The 18,411-nt window shown below is 69.2% G+C and carries 17 protein-coding genes; 10 read left to right on the forward strand and 7 right to left on the reverse strand.

Annotation, left to right across the window (positions count from 1 at the left end; genetic code table 11):
- Window positions 1–22 precede the first annotated feature (22 nt).
- The 4 genes from QP029_RS00525 to QP029_RS00540 are packed head-to-tail and all read left to right on the forward strand — an operon-like array spanning window position 23 to window position 3,520.
- Complete coding sequence (locus QP029_RS00525; protein ID WP_284874986.1) at window positions 23–898, forward strand: SLC13 family permease; 876 nt, start codon at window positions 23–25, stop codon at window positions 896–898.
- On the forward strand, window positions 895–1,377 hold the full coding sequence (locus tag QP029_RS00530; RefSeq protein ID WP_284874987.1) for an SLC13 family permease: 483 nt from the start codon (window positions 895–897) through the stop codon (window positions 1,375–1,377). The genes QP029_RS00525 and QP029_RS00530 overlap by 4 nt, the downstream gene beginning before the upstream one ends.
- A gap of 57 nt (window positions 1,378–1,434) precedes the next feature.
- The gene (locus QP029_RS00535) at window positions 1,435–2,652 is read left to right on the forward strand and encodes a glycerate kinase family protein (RefSeq protein WP_284874988.1); all 1,218 of its coding nucleotides are present in this window, start codon (window positions 1,435–1,437) and stop codon (window positions 2,650–2,652) included.
- Between the two features lie 31 nt (window positions 2,653–2,683).
- The gene (locus tag QP029_RS00540) at window positions 2,684–3,520 is read left to right on the forward strand and encodes an aldo/keto reductase (RefSeq protein ID WP_284874989.1); all 837 of its coding nucleotides are present in this window, start codon (window positions 2,684–2,686) and stop codon (window positions 3,518–3,520) included.
- On the opposite strand, the gene QP029_RS00545 is transcribed toward QP029_RS00540, so the two are convergent.
- Genes QP029_RS00545 through QP029_RS00560 form a run of 4 tightly spaced genes read right to left on the reverse strand, consistent with a single transcriptional unit; the run spans window position 3,453 to window position 7,322 of the window.
- Entirely contained in the window at window positions 3,453–4,319 is an 867-nt protein-coding gene (locus QP029_RS00545; protein ID WP_284874990.1) for a glycosyltransferase family 2 protein, read from the reverse strand. The genes QP029_RS00540 and QP029_RS00545 overlap by 68 nt on opposite strands.
- A complete protein-coding gene (locus QP029_RS00550; RefSeq protein ID WP_284874991.1) occupies window positions 4,316–5,275 on the reverse strand; it encodes a glycosyltransferase in 960 nt (319 codons plus the stop codon). Before QP029_RS00550 ends, QP029_RS00545 begins: the two co-directional genes overlap by 4 nt.
- Window positions 5,272–6,270 (reverse strand): glycosyltransferase, encoded by a 999-nt coding sequence (locus QP029_RS00555; RefSeq protein ID WP_284874992.1) that lies wholly within the window; start codon window positions 6,268–6,270, stop codon window positions 5,272–5,274. The genes QP029_RS00550 and QP029_RS00555 overlap by 4 nt, the downstream gene beginning before the upstream one ends.
- Complete coding sequence (locus tag QP029_RS00560; protein ID WP_284874993.1) at window positions 6,267–7,322, reverse strand: glycosyltransferase; 1,056 nt, start codon at window positions 7,320–7,322, stop codon at window positions 6,267–6,269. The genes QP029_RS00555 and QP029_RS00560 overlap by 4 nt, the downstream gene beginning before the upstream one ends.
- Window positions 7,323–7,528: 206 nt before the next feature.
- Here QP029_RS00560 and QP029_RS00565 point away from each other — a divergent pair, with 206 nt between their 5' ends.
- The 3 genes from QP029_RS00565 to QP029_RS00575 all read left to right on the forward strand — a co-directional run bounded on the left by QP029_RS00565 (window position 7,529) and on the right by QP029_RS00575 (window position 12,040).
- Entirely contained in the window at window positions 7,529–8,452 is a 924-nt protein-coding gene (locus tag QP029_RS00565) for a WcbI family polysaccharide biosynthesis putative acetyltransferase (protein WP_284874994.1), read from the forward strand.
- Window positions 8,449–10,410, forward strand: a complete 1,962-nt coding sequence (locus tag QP029_RS00570) for a glycosyltransferase (protein WP_284874995.1) — start codon at window positions 8,449–8,451, stop codon at window positions 10,408–10,410. The genes QP029_RS00565 and QP029_RS00570 overlap by 4 nt, the downstream gene beginning before the upstream one ends.
- 124 nt (window positions 10,411–10,534) lie before the next feature.
- On the forward strand, window positions 10,535–12,040 hold the full coding sequence (locus QP029_RS00575) for an HNH endonuclease signature motif containing protein (protein WP_284874996.1): 1,506 nt from the start codon (window positions 10,535–10,537) through the stop codon (window positions 12,038–12,040).
- A gap of 77 nt (window positions 12,041–12,117) precedes the next feature.
- Here QP029_RS00575 and QP029_RS00580 read toward each other — a convergent pair whose 3' ends face one another.
- From QP029_RS00580 to QP029_RS00590, 3 genes are all read right to left on the reverse strand, one after another.
- Complete coding sequence (locus tag QP029_RS00580) at window positions 12,118–12,591, reverse strand: ribose-5-phosphate isomerase (protein WP_284874997.1); 474 nt, start codon at window positions 12,589–12,591, stop codon at window positions 12,118–12,120.
- Window positions 12,592–12,787: 196 nt separating this feature from the next.
- Entirely contained in the window at window positions 12,788–13,069 is a 282-nt protein-coding gene (locus QP029_RS00585; protein WP_284874998.1) for a hypothetical protein, read from the reverse strand.
- A gap of 3 nt (window positions 13,070–13,072) precedes the next feature.
- The gene (locus tag QP029_RS00590; protein ID WP_284874999.1) at window positions 13,073–13,705 is read right to left on the reverse strand and encodes a mycothiol-dependent nitroreductase Rv2466c family protein; all 633 of its coding nucleotides are present in this window, start codon (window positions 13,703–13,705) and stop codon (window positions 13,073–13,075) included.
- 66 nt (window positions 13,706–13,771) lie between these two features.
- On the opposite strand from QP029_RS00590, the gene pepN reads away from it, so the two are divergent.
- The 3 genes from pepN (at window position 13,772) to QP029_RS00605 (ending at window position 18,405) form a co-directional block, all read left to right on the forward strand.
- Window positions 13,772–16,363 (forward strand): aminopeptidase N, encoded by a 2,592-nt coding sequence (gene pepN, locus QP029_RS00595; protein ID WP_284875000.1) that lies wholly within the window; start codon window positions 13,772–13,774, stop codon window positions 16,361–16,363.
- A gap of 97 nt (window positions 16,364–16,460) precedes the next feature.
- On the forward strand, window positions 16,461–16,898 hold the full coding sequence (locus tag QP029_RS00600; RefSeq protein ID WP_284875001.1) for a hypothetical protein: 438 nt from the start codon (window positions 16,461–16,463) through the stop codon (window positions 16,896–16,898).
- Window positions 16,891–18,405, forward strand: a complete 1,515-nt coding sequence (locus tag QP029_RS00605; protein WP_284875002.1) for a sensor histidine kinase — start codon at window positions 16,891–16,893, stop codon at window positions 18,403–18,405. The genes QP029_RS00600 and QP029_RS00605 overlap by 8 nt, the downstream gene beginning before the upstream one ends.
- The last annotated feature ends 6 nt before the right edge of the window (window positions 18,406–18,411 follow it).

Genomic DNA, 18,411 nt, shown 5'->3' on the forward strand with positions numbered 1-18,411 from the left:
CATCGCCGGTGCGCTCATCCTCGTGCTGTGGCTCGTGCCGCTGCCGGAGCAGGTCACCCCGGATGCCCGGGCCACGCTCGTGGTGTTCGCCGCCGCCGTGTGGCTGTGGGTGTTCTCGAAGGTCTCCGACACGTTCGTCGCGCTCGGTGCCGCCAGCGTCATCGTGCTCATCGGCGTCATCGACGTCGACGACCTCTTCGCACCGCTGGGCGATGAGACGGTGTGGCTGCTCATCGGCGCGTTCATCATCGCCTCGGCGGTGACGTCCTCGGGCCTGGCGGTCCGGGCGGCGGTGGCGCTGAGCGTCGGCGTGACCTCGCCGCGGGTCCTCGTGCACCTGCTCACCCTCGCCGTCGTGTGCACCGCGTTCGCCGTGCCCGCCACCAGCGGCCGGGCGGCACTCGTCCTGCCGGTGTTCCTCGCGCTCACCGCGGTCGTGCCGGCGTGGCTGTCCCGCATCCTCGCGCTCGCACTGCCGTCGGTGGTGCTGTTCTCCGCGGTGGCCTCCCTCATCGGCGCGGGCGCACACCTGATCACCGACCAGATCCTCACCGGCGCGGGCCTGCCCGGGTTCAGCTTCACCCGCTGGATGGTCCTCGGCCTGCCGCTGGCGCTGGTGTCCTCGCACCTGGCCGCGGAGATCATCGTCCGCGCCCTGTCGACCCGGGAGCAGCGCAATGCGGAACTGGAGATCACCCGCGAGGCACTGACCCGCGACATCCCGCTGTCCACCCGGCTGAGTTCCGGCGAGTACCGCGCCGTGCTCATCCTGGGTGTGGCCATCCTGCTGTGGTTCACCGAGGGTGTGCACGGAATCCCGCCGGCGATGGTCGCCGTGCTCGGCGCGCTCATGATCACCTCCCCTACCTGGGCACGGAGGACCTCGGCGCGACGGTGAAGAAGGTGCCGTGGTCGCTGCTGCTGTTCATGACGGCGACGATCGCCATCAGCCAGGCGCTCACGGACTCCGGGGCCGCGGCCCTGCTCACCGGGTGGCTGCCCGCCGACCTTCCGGGCTGGGTGTTCGTCCTCGCCGTCATCGCCCTGTCCACCGCCGCCCACCTGGTCATCCAGTCCCGCTCGGCCCGCTCGGCGGTGCTGGTGCCCATCGTCATCGCCATCGCCCCGACCGTGGGGGTCAGCGCCGTGGCGGCGGCGTTCATCTCGACCGCGGCCGCCGGCTTCTGCCACACCCTGCCGGCGTCGGCGAAGCCGCTGGCCATCTTCCGGGGCTCCGATGCCCCGGGCGAGACACCCCACTACGACACCGCCGACCTGCTGCGCATGTCCGCCCTCCTGGCGCCCATGCACCTGGCGGTCACCGCGGTGTTCGCGTTCCTCATCTGGCCGCTGCTCGGCCTGCCCCTCTACCTCTAGACCCCACCCATCACCTCACATCCACCTCATATCCACCTCATATCCAAGGAGAACACCATGACCATGTACCTGCCCGAACGAGTCCTCGTCTCCCCCTCCGGTTTCAAGGAGTCCCTCTCGGCCGTCGACGTCGCCGACTCCATCGCCGCCGGGGTGCGCCGCGTCCTCCCCGGTGTGCGCGTCGACCTCTACCCCGTCCCCGACGGCGGTGAGGGCACGGTGGAGATCCTGGCGCAGCGCCCCGGCACCGTCACCCACACCACGAAGGTCACCGGGCCGGTGGGCAGGAAGGTGACCGCGACGTGGCTGGAGTTCCCCGACGAGTCCGTCGCCGTGCTGGAGATGGCCTCGGCCGCCGGCCTGAGCCTCGTGCCGCGGGATCTGCGGGACCCCACCGCCACCACCACCCGCGGCGTCGGTGAGCTCATCGCCACGATCCTCGACCACGGGGTGGACCGCATCGTCGTCGGCTGCGGCGACTCCGGCACCTCCGACGGCGGGGCCGGGGCACTGACCGCCCTCGGTGCCCGGATCCTCGACGACGAGGGCAACGAGATCCGGGCGGGTGGCGGGGAGCTCGCCCGGGCGGTGAGGATCGACACGGCGAACCTCCATCCCCGTCTCGGCGAGGTGGAGATCACCCTGGCGTGCAACATCCACAACGTGCTCACCGGCTCCACCGGCGTGGCGCAGGTGTTCGGCCCGCAGAAGGGCGCGACGAAGAAGCAGGTCAAACAGCTGGGCAAGGCGCTGAACCGCTGGGCTGACCTGCTCACCGAGACCTTCTCCCCCGACGCCGACCTGCATCTCGGGGCCGGTTCGGGTGCCTCCGGCGGGCTCGGCGCCGGAATCATGGCCCTGGGGGCCACGGCGCGGGACCGTTTCGACGTCCTCCTCGGCGACCTGCCCTCCGCCGCCGACCTCGATGACCTTGTCGCCGGCGCGGACCTCGTCATCACCGCCGAAGGCGCCATCGACTTCCAGACCCCGCGCGGCAAGGTCCCCGCCGAGATCGCCCGGCGCGCCCAGGCCACCGGCGTCCCCGTCCTGGCGCTGGCCGGCTCGCTGGGCAAGGGCGCCCCGCAGGTCCACGAGGTGGGCATCGGCGCCATCGCCTCCATCATGACCGTCCCCATGGCCCTGGAGGATGCGGTCCGGGACGGCCGGCAGCTGCTCATCGACGCCGCCGAGCGCGCCCTGCGCCTGCTCATGCTCGGCTGCGCGGTCTCCGGCCGGCGGGAGGAGACGGTGCGCAGCCAGTTCACGCCCGCGTGACAGACAGCATGACAGGGGTAGTCTCGCGCCCATGACCCGCATCCCGCGCATCCCCCTCAACGACGGCACCTCGATCCCGCAACTCGGGTTCGGGGTGTGCCTCATCGACCCGGCGGAGACCGAACGCATTGTCTCCGTTGCGCTGGAGGCCGGTTACCGGCACATCGACACCGCCGCGATCTACGGCAACGAGGAGGGGGTGGGCCGGGCGATCGCCGCCTCCGGGATCCCCCGCGACGAGATCTACGTGACCACGAAGCTGTGGAACGACCGGCACGGTGACGCCGACGCGGCGTTGGCCGGGTCCCTCGACCGGCTCGGTCTCGACCACGTCGACCTCTACCTCATCCACTGGCCCTGCCCGGCGCAGGACCGCTACGTCGAGGCGTGGCGCTCCCTCATCGAGCTGCGTGAGCGGGGCCTGACCGCCTCCATCGGGGTCTCCAACTTCCTGCCCACCCATCTCGAACGCCTGGAGATGGCCACCCCGGTCACCCCGGCGGTCAACCAGATCGAGCTGCACCCCTTCTTCCAGCCGTGGAAGGACATCGACACCGCGCGCGCCCACGGCACGAAGGTGCAGGCGTGGGCCCCGCTGGGCCAGGGAAAGAACGGTCTGCTCTCTCAACCGGAGCTTGTCGACGCCGCCGTGGCCCACGGCGTCAGCCCCGCCCCGGTGGTGCTGCGCTGGCACCTCCAGAACGGGATCATCGTCTTCCCGAAGTCGCAGACCCCGGCCCGGATCCGGGAAAACATCGACATCTTCGACTTCGAGCTGACCGACGCCGAGATGTCCGCGATCACATCGCTGGATGAGGGCGAGGACGGTCGCGTCGGCTCCCACCCGCTGGACGCGGGGCCGGCCTAGGAGCGGTGGCGACCCACCGGCCGTCCCGGAACTCCACCGCCCCCTCGTCGGCGAACTTCTCCAGCCACCCGCGCATGGGCCAGAACCCCCACACCCCGTGGAAGCGTTCGGCGTTGGCCAGGATGTCGCTGAAGTGCTCCCACGGCGGGTCCGACACCGGGTGCCACTGGTGGAACGCGTGTGCCCCGCCGACCCAGTACAACGGGATGCCGTGGGCACGGAGGTGCTGGGCGAAGTCGGTGTCCTCGGCGCCGTAGCCGACGTAGTCGGTGTCGAAACCGCCGAAGGTCTGCCGCAGCCGTCGCCACGTTCCAGTGGTCACCGCAAACGACAGCGACCAGAACAGCTCGTACCCGTGGTCGTCGGCGAGCACCAGCTCACCGACCGGCGGATTCGGCCGGGCGGCGTGCGGGGCGGGGGCGGTGGTGCGGAGATCACCGGTGGGCAGGTAGGTCACCGGGCCGGCGACGACCGCCTCCGGATGGACCTGAAGTGCCCGACGGTAGTGGTCGATGAGGCCCGCGCCGGGCAGGCAGTCGGCGTCGAGGAAGATGATCACGGCGTTGCCGGTCGGGTCGGTGCGGGCGGCGAGGTCGCCGCCGACGTTGCGGGCCTCCGCCAGGGAGAACTCCTCGACGGGGTACACCAGGGAGGTCGGCAGGGAACGGCGCAGCTGGTCCTCGTCTCCGAGCGCGATGACGATGTGCCGGGTCCCCGGCGGCAGGGCCTGGGCCTGGCGGACGACGTGGTCGAGGCGGCCCGCGTTGGCGAGGGTCACCACGGTGATGTCGGTAGTCACAGTCCGGCCACCTTTCTGATCACCTCAGCTGCGCGGCCGGCCGCGCCCGAGGTCTGCCACGACTCCCAGTCGGGCTCCAACATTGTCGCACGGCGCAGCAGGTCAGGCCACTGTTCCGGGGCGGGGAAGGAATCGGCGACGACGGCGAGGCCGGCGGCGTCGAGAAGCGCGGCCGTCGCGTACTGCTCGCCGAAGGGGCGCTCCTGCGGCAGGAGGATGGCGTTGGTGCCGGCGACGGCAATGTCCGCGACCGAGTTCTGGCCGGCCGCGGCGATGACGACGTCGGTGGAGCGCAGGTAGGGCATCGGATCGTCGACGAAGGAGTCCCCGCCGAGGAAGACGAAACGATGGTCCGGGCAGGCGCGCTGCACGGCCAGCCAGTTCTCCGGGGACCAGTCGTCCCCGCCGCGGCCCGAGAGGACGACGACGCGGTGACCGTCGCCGGGGACGACCGGGGCGAGGTACTCGGCGCCGTCGAAACGCGAGATGCCGCCCACCGGGTGCAGACGCTCCTCGTGCGGGAGAAGGTGCGCCGGGGTCTCCACCCAGTCCGGCCACGCGGCGATGATCGCGTCCGCCTGCGTGTACCCCAGCTGGTGCGGCGCGTCCTCGCGGACACCCGGCATGGCGATGGTGACCACCGAAATACCCATGAGCCGGGCCAGGAGAGCCACCTCGACGGAGACGTCGACGACGAACGCCGACGGCCGGTTGTCCCGGATCCAGTCCGCGATCATGGCCATCCGGTCGGCCAGGCCCGCCCGGTAGCGGGGCACGTAGTGCAGCGTGCCCCGGGCCGTGGGGTCCCGGTCCGGCGTGTCGGCGTCATCCGGGAGGACGACGTCCGCGCTCGGGTCGGTGGACAGGATCTGCGCATCGACGCCGAGCGCGTCCCGGATACTGCGGGCCCGGTTCATGTGGCCGCTGCCCTGGTGGTGAGCGTAGATCCCGATCATCGTGCCAGTACCTCACTGTAGAGCTCCGCGTACCTGGCGGCGGTCGCCGTCAGGGAATGGTGGGCGATGACCCACTGCCGGACCACCGAACGGTCGACGCCTGCCGCGATGCGCAGCGCACGGGCCAGACCCGCGACATCATCGGCCTTGGCCACCAGGCCGAACGGCTCCTCCCACCGCGGGGTGACCAGACAGACCGCGCAGCGGCGCACCAGATCATTGAGGTCCCGGTGGTCCAGCTCCCCGCGGTAGGTGGCGTCCATGCTCGCCATCCGGGGGACGATCTCCGACTCAAAGTAGCGGCGGTCACCGACCCGGCCGGCGAACTCCAGCGACATCCCCGCCAGGCGGGCGGCATCCATGGCCAGGTGCAGACCCTTCTCCGGGACGATGCGGCCGAACCACACCGCCGACTGACCACCTGGTCCGGGCAGCCAGCGGGTGACGTCCACCCCGTTGGGCACGATGGTAACGGGTGCCTGCAGCTCCCAGGCCCCCGCGGTGGCCTCACTGACCGCGGCGAACCGGCCCGCCGCCGCGCCGGCGACGGCGATCGCGGACTGCACCTCCGGCAGCGCCGGGGTGTGCAGCGTGGTCACCAGCGGCAACCGGTTGCCGGGCGTGAACAGCGCCGGATGGAGGCTGTTGTTGTGGATGATGTCGTAGTCCTGCGTGGCCAGGTACTCGCGCAGCCGCGCGAATGCCGCGTCCTCCAGTTCCCGGGCACCGGGCGGGTAACCGGTGTCGGTGGCCTCCCGGGCGAGCTCGCCCCACTCCACCCCGGGCAGCTCGACATCGGGCACATGCCCGTGCGAGCCACGCGCGGCGTAGAGATCCACCGTGTGGCCCTGATCGCGCAGCGCCCGGACGAGGGTGTGGCAGAAGGCCTCGAGACCACCGGCGTAGGGCTCCCGGATCGGGTAGCGGGCCGGCGCGATCACCGCGATCTTCATCCGGGGGATGAGCGGGCGAGGCGGGGTGGTCAGCAGCATCATCGGCTCGTCACCTCCTCGTAGACGGCGGCATGTGCCGCCCGGATCTGCGCCAGCTGAGCGTCCCGGTCCCCGCGGTAGGGCACGCGCCCACTCTCGAGGAGACGGGCCACCGCGGCGGCCGCGTCAACCGCGTCGCCCGTGCGGTAGGACACCACCGCGGCCGGGTCATCGGCCTGGGACAGGTAGCAGCCGCAGTCCGGGACGGCGACGGTGACACCCAGGTCACGACACATCTCCAGCCACCCCGAGTGAGTGCCCCGGATGTACGGCAGCACCACCGTGGTGCACTCGGCGACAGCCGCGTGGAGCTCGTCGTCCGGCAACGGGTCGTGGACGCGCAGGTCGATCGCGGTGTCCTGCAGCGCGGCGATGAGCGGCCGGGTCTGCTCGACGTCATGGAGATGGACGCGCACCGTGCCGTCGACATGCTCAGCCAGGGTGCCGGCGAGGGTCCGGTAGAAGTCGGCGTCGGCGACGACGTTGCCGCGCAGTGACTTGAGGAAGACACCCACGATGCGCCCGTCCGGGCGGGGGTCGGGGACGTCCCGCACCACCTGCGGGTGGGGGATGACGACGGTGTGGGACGCGGCGTCGGCAAGCTGTCGACGCGCCGCGTCGGTGAGGGTGATCACGCGCGCAGCGGCCGCGACGAGGACGCGGACCTTCTCATGGTGCTCGGCCTGCTCCACGAGGTGGGGATTGTCCAGGTCATGGACGGTGACCACGAGCGGGACACCCCGGCGCTCCAGGGCGCGGGTGAACTCGACCGTCTCCTCGACGGAGAGGTGATCGAAGCCGAAATGGAGATGCACCACGTCGACGTCACGCCCGTTGTCCGGGTCCGCCCACCACTGCGCCTCGAGCGCGGGATGCGGCCACCAGTTGCCGTCGATGTCCGGGTCCGGCAGGTAGTCCACCCTCTCCGGCCGCACCGCCGCCGGGTAGACGTGGTCGGCGGGAATGGACAGGACGGTGATGCGCGGCGTCTCCGGAACTGCCTGAGTGGCTGGCGTCGCTGTGGTCGCAGGTGTCGCTGCACGGTCTGCGTGCACCTCTCACCCCTCTTCTGTCTGATCGTCGGTGTTCATCGGTGTTGATGGCTGCGTCGGCAATTGTTGCGCCGGGAAATATATTCACCCTTGTTTATGCCAGGGCCACCGATCCATCATAGGCCGGTCCTTATGATTGCACCTCCCATATGGTCACACATATCTTTTCGTTCATGCATGTCCGGCAGTTACGCGGTTACATTGGGACCATGAACACACTCGATCCGGGACGTCGGCAGCACTACGGGGACTTCTACGGGGCCGACTACCGGCGTCGGGACGAGTCCCTGCCGTTCGTCACCGTGATGGGCAACTGCCAGGCGGAATCGCTGCGCATCCTGCTCGACTCCTCCGGCGCGGTGGAGTCCTTCCGCATTCCCCCGGTCCACGAGTTCACCGCCGAGGACATCGACCTGCTCACGCCGGTCCTCGCCCACACCGACGTGCTGGTCACCCAGCCGATCCGTGACTCCTACCGCGACCTTCCATTGGGCACCGCCGAACTCGCCGCCCTCCTGCCCGACGGCGCCCGGACCATCATCTACCCGGTCCTGCGATACGACGGACTCTTCCCGTACCAGGCCATCATCCGTGATCCGGCCGATCCCTCCCGCAACCCGCCCGTGGTGCCCTATCACGACCTGCGGATCCTCGCCGCCGCCGCCCGCGGCCTGACCCGCCCCGTGGAGGCCGACCCCTCCGATGAGGCCCTGCGCACCACCGCCGCCATGTCCGTCGAGCAGCTGCGGACCCGCGAGCGCCATCACGGCACGGTGGTCATCTCCGATGTGCTGGACACGGCACCCGTCTGGCACACCATGAATCACCCGTCCAACGCCACGCTCGCCGCCCTGGCCCAGCGGGTCCTCGACGACATCGTCCCGGGCGGGACGGTTCACGCCCCCACCGACCGGGAGATGCTCGGCGGTCTGACAGCCCCCGTCGACCCGCAGGCTGCCCGAGCCCTCGGCGTGGACGTGACCGGCCGGGACACCTGGCTGAAGAACCACGAACCCGTCGACCACTCCGAGATCATCGACGCCCAACTCGCCTTCTACCGCGAGCACCCCCAGATCATCGACGCCGGCCTGACCCGCCACGCCGAGCGGCTGTCGGTCCTGGGGCTGGCATGATCTGCCACCTCATCGTCGGGCCGGCAGGCCACGGGGTCACCGAGTACGCCCGCTCCCTCGCCGCCCACTCCCCCGGTTCCGTACTGGTCGGCAGTGGTCCGCTTCCCCCGGGCCCCGTCCACGTCACGTTCACCGACCATCTTTTCGGCGACTCCCCCGACGCGGCGGTCGACGCGGTCCTGGCCCGCTGCACCGGCCATTCTTTGAGTGTCAGCCTCCACGACATCCCGCAGCCGGCGGAAGGCGCGGAGCGTTTCGAACGCCGCGCATCCGCATATCGGCGTCTCGCCGCAGCCGCCGATCTTGCCGTGGTCAACTCCGCGCACGAGGCGGCGTTTTTCGACGTCGACCTCCCCGTGGCACCATTGCCTGTCCCCACCATCGAATCTCCCTATCATCCCGTCACCGGAACGGTGGGCATCCTCGGATTCATCTACCCTGGCAAGGGGCACGACGACCTCATCCGCACGGTCGCCAGCACCGGCCTGCGCGTCCGGGCGCTCGGCGGGGTCAGCGCGGGGCACGACGACTGGGCCCGACACCTCCACGAGCTGGCCACCTCACTGGACGTGGATCTCGAGATCACCGGCTGGCTCTCTGACGAGGACCTGGCGCTCGAGATGGGCGGCATCGAGATTCCCGTATGCGCCCACCGCCACTACTCCGCCTCCGGCTCACTCATGGCCTGGCTCGGCGCCGGACGACAGGTCCTGGTCAGCGACTCGCCGTACACCCGCGAGATGGCGCAGCGCTGGCCCGGCATCGAGATCGTCGACGACTGGCCCACCGCCCTGCGGGAATTCACGCCCCACCCGCCCACGGTCGGCACGTCCGACTGGGACTGGCCTCAGCTCGCCGACACCTGGCAGGGGTGGTGGCGCACCCTCTGGCCACGCGTGTCGGTGGTCATCCCCTACTACGACAACCCGGAGGGCCTGCGGGAGGTGGTCGCGGGCGTCGAGAAGCAGGACTACCCGGGAGAGCTCGAGATCATCGTCGCCGACGACGGTTCCTCCGTTCCCCCACCCGACCTGGGCACGATCGTCGTGCGGCAGGAGGATCTCGGATTCCGGGCGGCGGCGGCCCGCAACCTCGGCGCCGCGCAAGCCACGGGTGACGTGCTCACATTCTTCGACGGCGACACCGTGCCCGAACCCGGATACCTCACCGCCGTGGTCCCGCACGTGCTCGCCGACACCCGTTCGGTGATCGTCGGCACCCGCCTGACCGGTCCCAACCGCGAGGAACCGGCATGGCTCGTCGACGCCTGGAAACACACGGGACACCTGCAGCACGCCGACGACAGCTCGTGGCGATTCATCATCTCCGCAGCGCTGACCTGCCACCGCCCCTTCTTCGAGCAGATCGGCGGATTCGATGCCTCCCTCATCGGCTACGGCGGGGAGGACTGGGACTTCGGCCACCGCGCCTGGCAGCACGGGGCCCGATTCATCCACGAACCGAGGGCGATCGCCGTCCATGACGAACCCGACTGGGGCGCCCGTTCGGCGGACGCGGGCGAGAAGAACGCCGAGAGCGTCGCCCTCGCCCACCGCATCACCCACCCCCTGGCGCGCCCAGCCGGCGTCATCTTCGACACCGCCGACATCGCCGTCCACGTCCCGACCTTCACCGACCCCGGCGTCACCGAGGCCGTGATCATCGGCTGGCTGACCGCCGGCGACGTCCACGTGCTTATCGACGCCGTCCCCGACCTCTTCCGCGCCGACCCCCGCGTCCGCACCTCCACCACCGGACACCGTCTCAGCGTGGAGCTGACCGCGCCGGTCATCCCGGACGTCCCGTTGTCCGAGCTACACCCCGGCCGCTATGTCCTGGACGGCCGCGAGGTCGCCGTCGTGAGCTGGGGTCGCGGTGCAGACGACGGCGCCATCGACTGCACGTGGCAGGAGGTCTCCGGACCCCGACGACTGGAACGCGATTTCGCCGGCTGGTGAGGGTCTCACTATAAACGGGGGTAATCGAACGTCTATTCTAGCAATAGGGATTGACGGTGCCGTTCGTGGCGGTAGACTCGAACATGTAAGCGACAGGGGAATCGTTGAAGAATCGGGGGTGACAATGGTGTCACGGCAGATCACACAACTGGTCGACCAGATCGAGGTCGCCATGACCACCTTGGCTGATCTCATGGCCGAACCCGATCATGTTGACTTCCACTCGGTGCGGGCTGATTTCATCCGCCTGGAAAAGACCATGAACGCCAAAGCCTACGTCGACGCCTCGTTTGCCTGGCTCGTGGAACGCTCCGACGCCGGCCGCCTGGTCGGGTCCAGTCGACCCATCGACTTCCTCATCACAGCACTCGGGTTGTCCTGGCAGGAAGCCGTCGACCGGGTCGGACGTGGTGAGGGACTGTTCACCACACCAGTCGTGCCACCGATGCCCACCCCGGAGCCTGAGGCAGGCGAGAGTGCGGAAGAGACGCGGCAACGGGAGCGCAGGCTTCGGGAGGAAGAGCAGCGTCGTCGGGAACAGGACGAGAAAGCACAACGCGAAGCCCGGGACCAGGCCCGGAAGGTCGCCGCCGAGAAACAGAAGATCATCCGGCAGGAACTCCGCACCCTCAACGAGCATTCCTCCCCCAGTCGTGCTGTGCTGCAGGCAGAAGCCATGAAGGAGGCAGGCCACCGCTGCCCGGAGGGCCTGCGGGTCTGGCTGCGCCGGAAGGTGACCAACGCCAATGCCGCTGGACGCCAACCCGACGGGAGAAAGGACCGGCTGGCCGGGCACAAGAAACGCGCCCTGCGTCTGGGTAAGCAGGACACCGACGGCAACGTGAGTATCTCCGGGTCCCTGCCGGCGGATGTGGCTGCGATGCTCACCGCTGCCCTGGCACCGGGACTTCGCCCCGGAGCGAATACAGAAGTGCCAGACGACAAGGACAGGCGCAGCCGGGCCCAACGCGGCGTCGATCAGCTCGGTGTGGTGCTGTCACGTCTGCTGTCGGACGAGTCACCGAAGTCCCGGCAGGGGGTTGGTTCGGTGGTGGTCAGCATGACCACCAAGGATGTGGAGGAGATGACCGCAGACAGTCGGTTCCTGTCGAATACCGGGCATCTGTTGTCGGCGTTGGACATCCTCACCCTCGGTGCTGCTGCCTATGACCTGGGTGTGCTGCATGACGTGCAGGGTCAGCCGTTGGCCCTGGGGCGGACGAAACGCACGGCAACCCTGTATCAGCGACTCGCTCTGTTTGCCTATGAGGGGTTGTGTGCCTGCGGTAACTGTGACGGGGCGATGATTCATGCCCATGTCCACCACATCAAAGCCTGGGCCCGGGGTGGGGTGACGGATCTGGAGTACCTGACCCTGGAGTGCCCACCACATCATGCCGACAACAATGACAACCAGGATGGGGCCGGTGGGATGGGGCATATGGTCCGTGACCCGGAAACGGGGAGGGCGGGGTGGCAGCCACCAGGTGGTGGGCCGATCCAGTTCAACGACACCGAACTCCAGGAGTATTCTGCCGGGGCGAAGATCAGGGCCAGAAACCGGAAACCAGCCCAGGATCCACCGGACTTCGATGATCCCGGCCTGTTCGACCTGTCCCCACCCGCCTGAGCGGCCTCGGTCAGACACACAAGGCTGCGCGGAGCCGGAGCTCCGGGCAGCCTCTGAAGTGAGCGTCGGAAAAGTCCTTAAGCCTCGGGCAGTTCCGGGGCGATGCCGGTGCGCTCGTAGTCGGCGAGGATGTCGATGCGTCGCTGGTGGCGCTCCGCGTTGGACCACTCCCGATCAAGGAAGGCGTCGACGATGGCCAGCGCCTCCTCCTCCGAATGCATACGGCCGCCGAGGCCGATGAGCTGGGCGTTGTTGTGTTCGCGGGCCAGTCGGGCGGTTTCCGGGGACCAGGCGAGGGCGCAGCGGGCACCCTTGACCTTGTTCGCGGCGATCTGCTCGCCGTTACCCGAACCACCGAGCACGATGCCGAGGGAACCCGGATCGTTGACGGTACGGGAGGCGGCCTCGATGCAGAAGGCCGGGTAGTCGTCGTCGGCATCGTAGGTGTGGGCGCCACAGTCGATGACGTCGTGGCCCTGCTTCTTCAGGTGCTCGGCGATGATGTTCTTCATGTCAAAGCCGGCGTGGTCTGCTCCAAGGTAAACGCGCATGGGGCCGATCCTACCGGGCGGGCCCTTCGGCTGCGGCAGGTACGCCCCACCCGGCAGGCTTTCGACTTCTTCGAATTCGACCCCCACTCCCCCGACCGGGTTTCCCCAGGTGAGAGGCCTGAGACCGATTCATTTCGACAAAGACGAAAATCCCGCGGGATGGACACTCCTTCCCGCAGGATCTCCGACACCCCAGCTAACGGGTGGGCCGGACGTCCGCGTGGTCGGTCCGGGTGCCGGATCCGCCGGAGAAGATCTTCCAGGCGACCCAGATGACACCGGCCAGCACGAGGACCGGGATGATCTTGAGCACCAGGACGACGGCGCCGAGGAAGGCCGTGAGGACGGCTCCGGCGGCGGCCAGCACGCCGATGACGGCGAACACGGCGGCCAGGCCCTTGTTCTTCGGCCAGCTGGCGTAGGCGACACCACCGCCGAGGGCGGCGATGACGGTCAGGGTCAGAGTGGCTTCAAACATGGGCTACACCTGCGGGCTCTCGGTCCGGGAGCGCTTGATCTCGAAGAAGTAGGGGTAGGCGGCGAGGCGCACGGCGGCGTCGAAAATCTCTCCGGCTTCCTCGCCCTGCGGGACGCGGGTGATCACGGGGCCGAAGAAGGCGGTGTCGCCGAGCTTGATCACCGGGGTGCCCACGTCGTCGCCGACCTCGTCGATGGCGGACTGGTGGTAGGCGCGGAGTGATTCGTCGGCCTCGTCGGTGGAGGCGACGGCGGCGTAGGCGGGATCGAGGCCGACCTCGTTGAGGGTGGCCTCGAGGAGAGCGTCATTGACGCTGAGGTCGGTCTTGCTGAACGCCTTGTCGCGGTGCACCTTGGTGCCGAGCGCGGTGTAGAGGGCGTCGATCTTCTCCGGCTCCTTGTCGGCGACGGCGGCGAAGACGCGGGCCGGACCCCAGGCGGCCTTCATGGCCTCCATGTAGCCGGGGTCGAGATCGCGGCCGTCGTTGAGTACGGCGAGCGACATGGGGGTCCAGGTGACGGTGATGTCGCGGACCTTCTCCACCTCCTTGATCCAGCGGGACGTCTGCCAGGCGAAAGGGCAGGTCACATCGAACCAGAAGGTGACGTTCTGCGGGGTGTTGGCGGTATCAGTCATGTGCACCACCATAAGCGGGGATTAGGCTGGCTGCAGACATAGATCCACCACCAGTCAGGAGAACGCATGACCTCCACCAACCTCACCCGCGACGAGGCCGCCCACCGGGCACGTCTGCTGGAGGTGAACAACTACGACATCGCTCTGGACCTGACGGGGTCGGACACGGAGTTCGCCTCGACGACGACCGTGGAGTTCACGGTCCGGGAGGCGGGGTCGACGTTCATTGATCTGCGCGCCAACCGGGTCGACGGGGTGTACCTGGACGGGGAGAACATCCGGTCGCAGGCGTTGACGCTGGATGCGGACGGTTATGACGAGACCCACGGGATCGCGTTGACTGATCTGACGCCGGGGCGGCATTCGCTGCGGGTGACGGCGACGTGTCCGTATTCGCGGACGGGTGAGGGTCTGCACCGTTTCGTTGATCCGGCGGACAATGAGGTGTATCTGTATTCGCAGTTTGAGACGGCTGACGCGAAGCGGGTGTTCGCGTGTTTCGATCAGCCGGATCTCAAGGCCACGTATGACCTGACGGTGACCACTCCGGCGGACTGGAAGGTCATCTCGAATGCGCCGCAGTCCACGTCGCGCAGCGGGGAAAGTGCTGATGCGGTGATCCACACCTCCCGGATCGATTACCCGCTGTCCACCTACCTGGTCGCGGTGTGTGCTGGCCCGTACCACGAGGTCAGTTCCTCGTGGTCGGGTGAGCTGACCCGGCATCCGGAGACCCCGGCGGAGGAGCCGACGGAGCTGACGGTGCCGATGAGCATCTTCTGCCGCAGGTCGATCGCCGCCCACCTGGACAGTGACCGTCTCTTCGCGGAGACGAAGCAGGGGTTCGACTGGTACCACGCGAACTTCGGGGTGGGGTATCCCTTCGGCAAGTACGACCAGGTGTTCTGCCCGGAGTACAACATGGGGGCGATGGAGAACGCGGGTTGTGTGACCATCCGCGACGAGTACGTCTTCACCTCGAAGGCGACCCATTACCGGTATGAGCGGCGGGCGGACACCATCCTGCACGAGCTGGCGCACATGTGGTTCGGCGATCTGGTGACCATGCGGTGGTGGGATGACCTGTGGCTCAATGAGTCCTTCGCCACGTGGGCGGCGGCGATCTCCCAGGCGGAGGCGACGGAGTACGACACGGCGTGGGTGACCTTCGCCAATGTGGAGAAGTCCTGGGCCTATCAGCAGGATCAGCTGCCGTCGACGCACCCGATCCTGGCGGATGCCACGGACATCGAGACGGTGGAGCAGAACTTCGACGGCATCACCTACGCCAAGGGCGCGAGTGTGCTCAAGCAGCTGCAGGCCTATGTCGGGCGGGAGGAGTTCCTCGCGGGTGTGCGTCGTCATTTCGCTGATCACGCGTGGGGCAACGCCACCTTCGATGATCTGCTCGGTGCGCTGCAGACCGCGTCGGGCCGCGATCTGTCGGACTGGGCGGACCAGTGGCTGAAGACGACGGGCATCAACAAGCTGGCGCCGGAGTTCTCGGTGTCCGACGGCACCTACGACTCCTTCGCCGTCACGCAGGCCGGCGCCGAGCCGGGTGCCGGCGAGCTGCGCACCCACCGCATCGCCGTGGGTCTCTACTCGCTTGTCGACGGCCGCGTCTCCCGCACCCACCGCGTCGAGCTCGACGTCGAGGGCGCCACCACCGACGTCCCGGAGCTCGTCGGCGTGGAGGCCGCCGACCTCGTCCTGGTCAATGACGAGGATCTCACCTACTGCCTCATGCAGCTGGACCCGGCGTCCCTGGCCTTCGTGGTCGAGCACATCGACGCCATCGAGGACCCCATGGCCCGCACCCTGTGCTGGTCCGCCGCGTGGGAGGCCACCCGGGCCGGGGAGATGCGGGCCCGCGACTTCGCCCGCCTCGTCGTCCGGGGCGCCACCCACGAGACTGAACTGGCGGTCCTCGAGCGCATCCTCGCGCAGGCCGCCACCGCGCTGCGCAGCTACGCGGACCCGGCCTGGGCGGAGGCGGAGGGCCGGGACCTGCTCGCCGACGCCTACCTCGCCGGGGTGAACGACAGCCCCGAGGAGGCCTCCCTCGTCTTCGCCCACGCCCTGGCGAAGCTCCCGCTCAACGACGCCGCCGCCACCCACCTGCGCCAGGTGCTCGCCGACTCCGACGACGCCGAGATGCGCTGGCTGGCCCTGGCCGCGCTCGTCGCCCACGGGGAGATCGACGACGTCGAGGCCCGGGTCGGTGAGCAGCGCCAGCTCGACCGTTCCGCCACCGGCCAGCAGGCGGCGCTGCGCGCCCTGGCGGCGGTGAACACCGCGGAGAACAAGCGGGCCGTCTTCGACGAGATCGTCGCCGGCGACCTGTCCAACCTCGCCGCCCGTCACAAGCTCGAGGGCCTGGCCTACCCGGGGTCGGCGGCGGCCCGGGCACCGCTGGCCGAACCGTTCTTCGAGGTCGCCGGTGACCTGTGGGACCGGATGTCCTCGGAGATGGCGCTCCAGGCACTCACCGGCCTGTACCCGTCCTGGAGCATCTCGGAGGAGGGACTGGCCCGGGCGGACCGTTTCCTCGCCGGGGAGCTGCCCGCCGGCCTGCGCCGCGTCATCTCCGAGGAACGCGCCCGGGTGGAGCGGGCCCTGCGTAACCGGGCGGTCGACCGTGGGGACAGGGGTTAAGAGGAACATGAAGATTTCCTCATCCCCGCTTCATGGGTGCTTCACGCCGGGGCCCGAGACTGGGTAGTGAAGCCCCGATCATGAGGAAGTGAGCGTCATGACGCAGACCGTGTCCACCGCCCGTCGATTCGCACCGCTGCTGGCCATCCTCGCCCTGCTGGGCCTGGTGGTCATCTCCGGCATCGCACTGGCCAACAACAACCAGTCGCCCAACATCGACCCCGCCAACGCCACCATCACCGTCGGGGATCCCTCCGCCGATCCGAGCCGCGCCGCCACCGACGACCGTGACGATCAGCGCGACGATCAGCAGCAGAACCGGAGCGGCTCCGAGCCGGCCCCCGCCCCGGCACCGGCGCCCGCTCCCGCCCCGGCGCCCGCACCGGCCTACGTTCCCCCACCGGCACCTGCCCCGGCACCGGCACCGCAGCCGCCGCTGAACTACCAGACCTACGACGACGACTGGGACGACGACGACTGGGACGATGATGACTGGGACGACGACTGGGATGACGACGACTGGGACGATGACTGACCGACGCACCTCCCTGCGCTGGCGGATCGTCCTGTGGATCACCGCCGTGGTCCTCGTGGCGTTGACCAGCGTCGTGGTGATCACCCGCTCGGTGCTGCTCTCGCAGGTCACCGACGGGGCGAACGCCGCCGTCGAGCAGGAGATCGAGGAGTTCCGCCGCTTCGCCGCCGACGGCACCGACCCGGAGACCGCCGAGCCCTTCACCTCGGCGAACCGGCTCATGGAGGTCTACCTCGCCCGGCAGATCCCCGACCCCACCGAATCCATCATCGGGTTCAGTGACGGCCAGCTCATCCAGATGGACCTGTCGGCGCTGAGCGGTTCCCACCCGGACCCCATGTCGCCCGATGATCCCCTGGTCCGCGAGATCCTCACCTCCCCCGGGGTCTCCGGGGTGTTCGACGACCCCGAGCGGGGGCCGGTCCACTGGGGGCGCATCGACTTCGCCGCCGCCCCCGACCAGCCGCCGGCCCACCTGGCGGTGGCGTTCTTCACCGCCGACGGCCGCGCCGCCGTCAACGCGGAGATGCGGATGATCTCCCTGCTCGCCCTCGGCGGGTTGGGCACCTCGGTGTTCATCGCCTGGCTCATCGCCGGGCAGATCCTGGCGCCGGTACGCAACGTGCGGGAGGTGGCGGCGTCGATAAGCAACTCGGATCTCACCCGGCGGGTCCCGGTCCACGGCAACGACGAGATCGCCCAGCTGGCGGCCACGTTCAACGCCATGCTCGACCGGCTCGAGGCAGCCTACGAGGATCAGCGGCAGTTCGTCGACGACGCCGGGCACGAGCTGCGCACCCCCATCACCGTCGTCCGCGGGCAGCTCGAACTGCTGGAGTCCTCCACCCCGGAGGAACGCGCCCGCTCCATCGAGCTGGCCACCGCAGAGCTCGACCGGATGGCCCGGATGGTCAATGACCTGCTCACCCTCGCCGTCGCCGACGCCGGCGGCTTCCTCCACCCCACCGAGGTGGACGTCGCCGAGCTGACCATCGACATCGACGACAAGGCGCAGACCATCAGCGACCGCCTCCGGCTCGTCGACGTCGCCGAGGGCACCGTCGTCCTCGACGAGCAGCGAGTCACCGAGGCCATCCTCGAGCTGTACGGCAACGCCCTGCGCTACAGCGAGGGCACCATCGACCTGGCGTCCGAGTTCGCCGGGACCGGCCCGGACCGGGTCCTGCGGATCTGGGTTCGCGACCACGGCCCCGGTGTGCCCGAGGAGAAACGTGCCGCCCTGTTCAGCCGTTTCTCGCGGGGCGACAATGCGGTGGGCACCCACCGCCCCGGAGGCGCGGGCCTGGGACTGTCCATCGTCCAGGCGATCGGCGAGGCCCACGGCGGCCGTGCCTTCGTCGAGTCCACCGTCGGCCTGGGCTCCATCTTCGGCCTCATCATTCCCGCCCCGGAGACGGCCGAGGCATCTGAACCGTCCGCCAACGCCGACAACGCCGACAACACAGCCAACCCCGACAGCGCCGACGGCACCGCCCCGGATATGTAAGGATAT

It is taken from the genome of Corynebacterium suedekumii, assembly GCF_030252185.1.
Taxonomy (GTDB): Bacteria; Actinomycetota; Actinomycetes; order Mycobacteriales; family Mycobacteriaceae; genus Corynebacterium; species Corynebacterium suedekumii.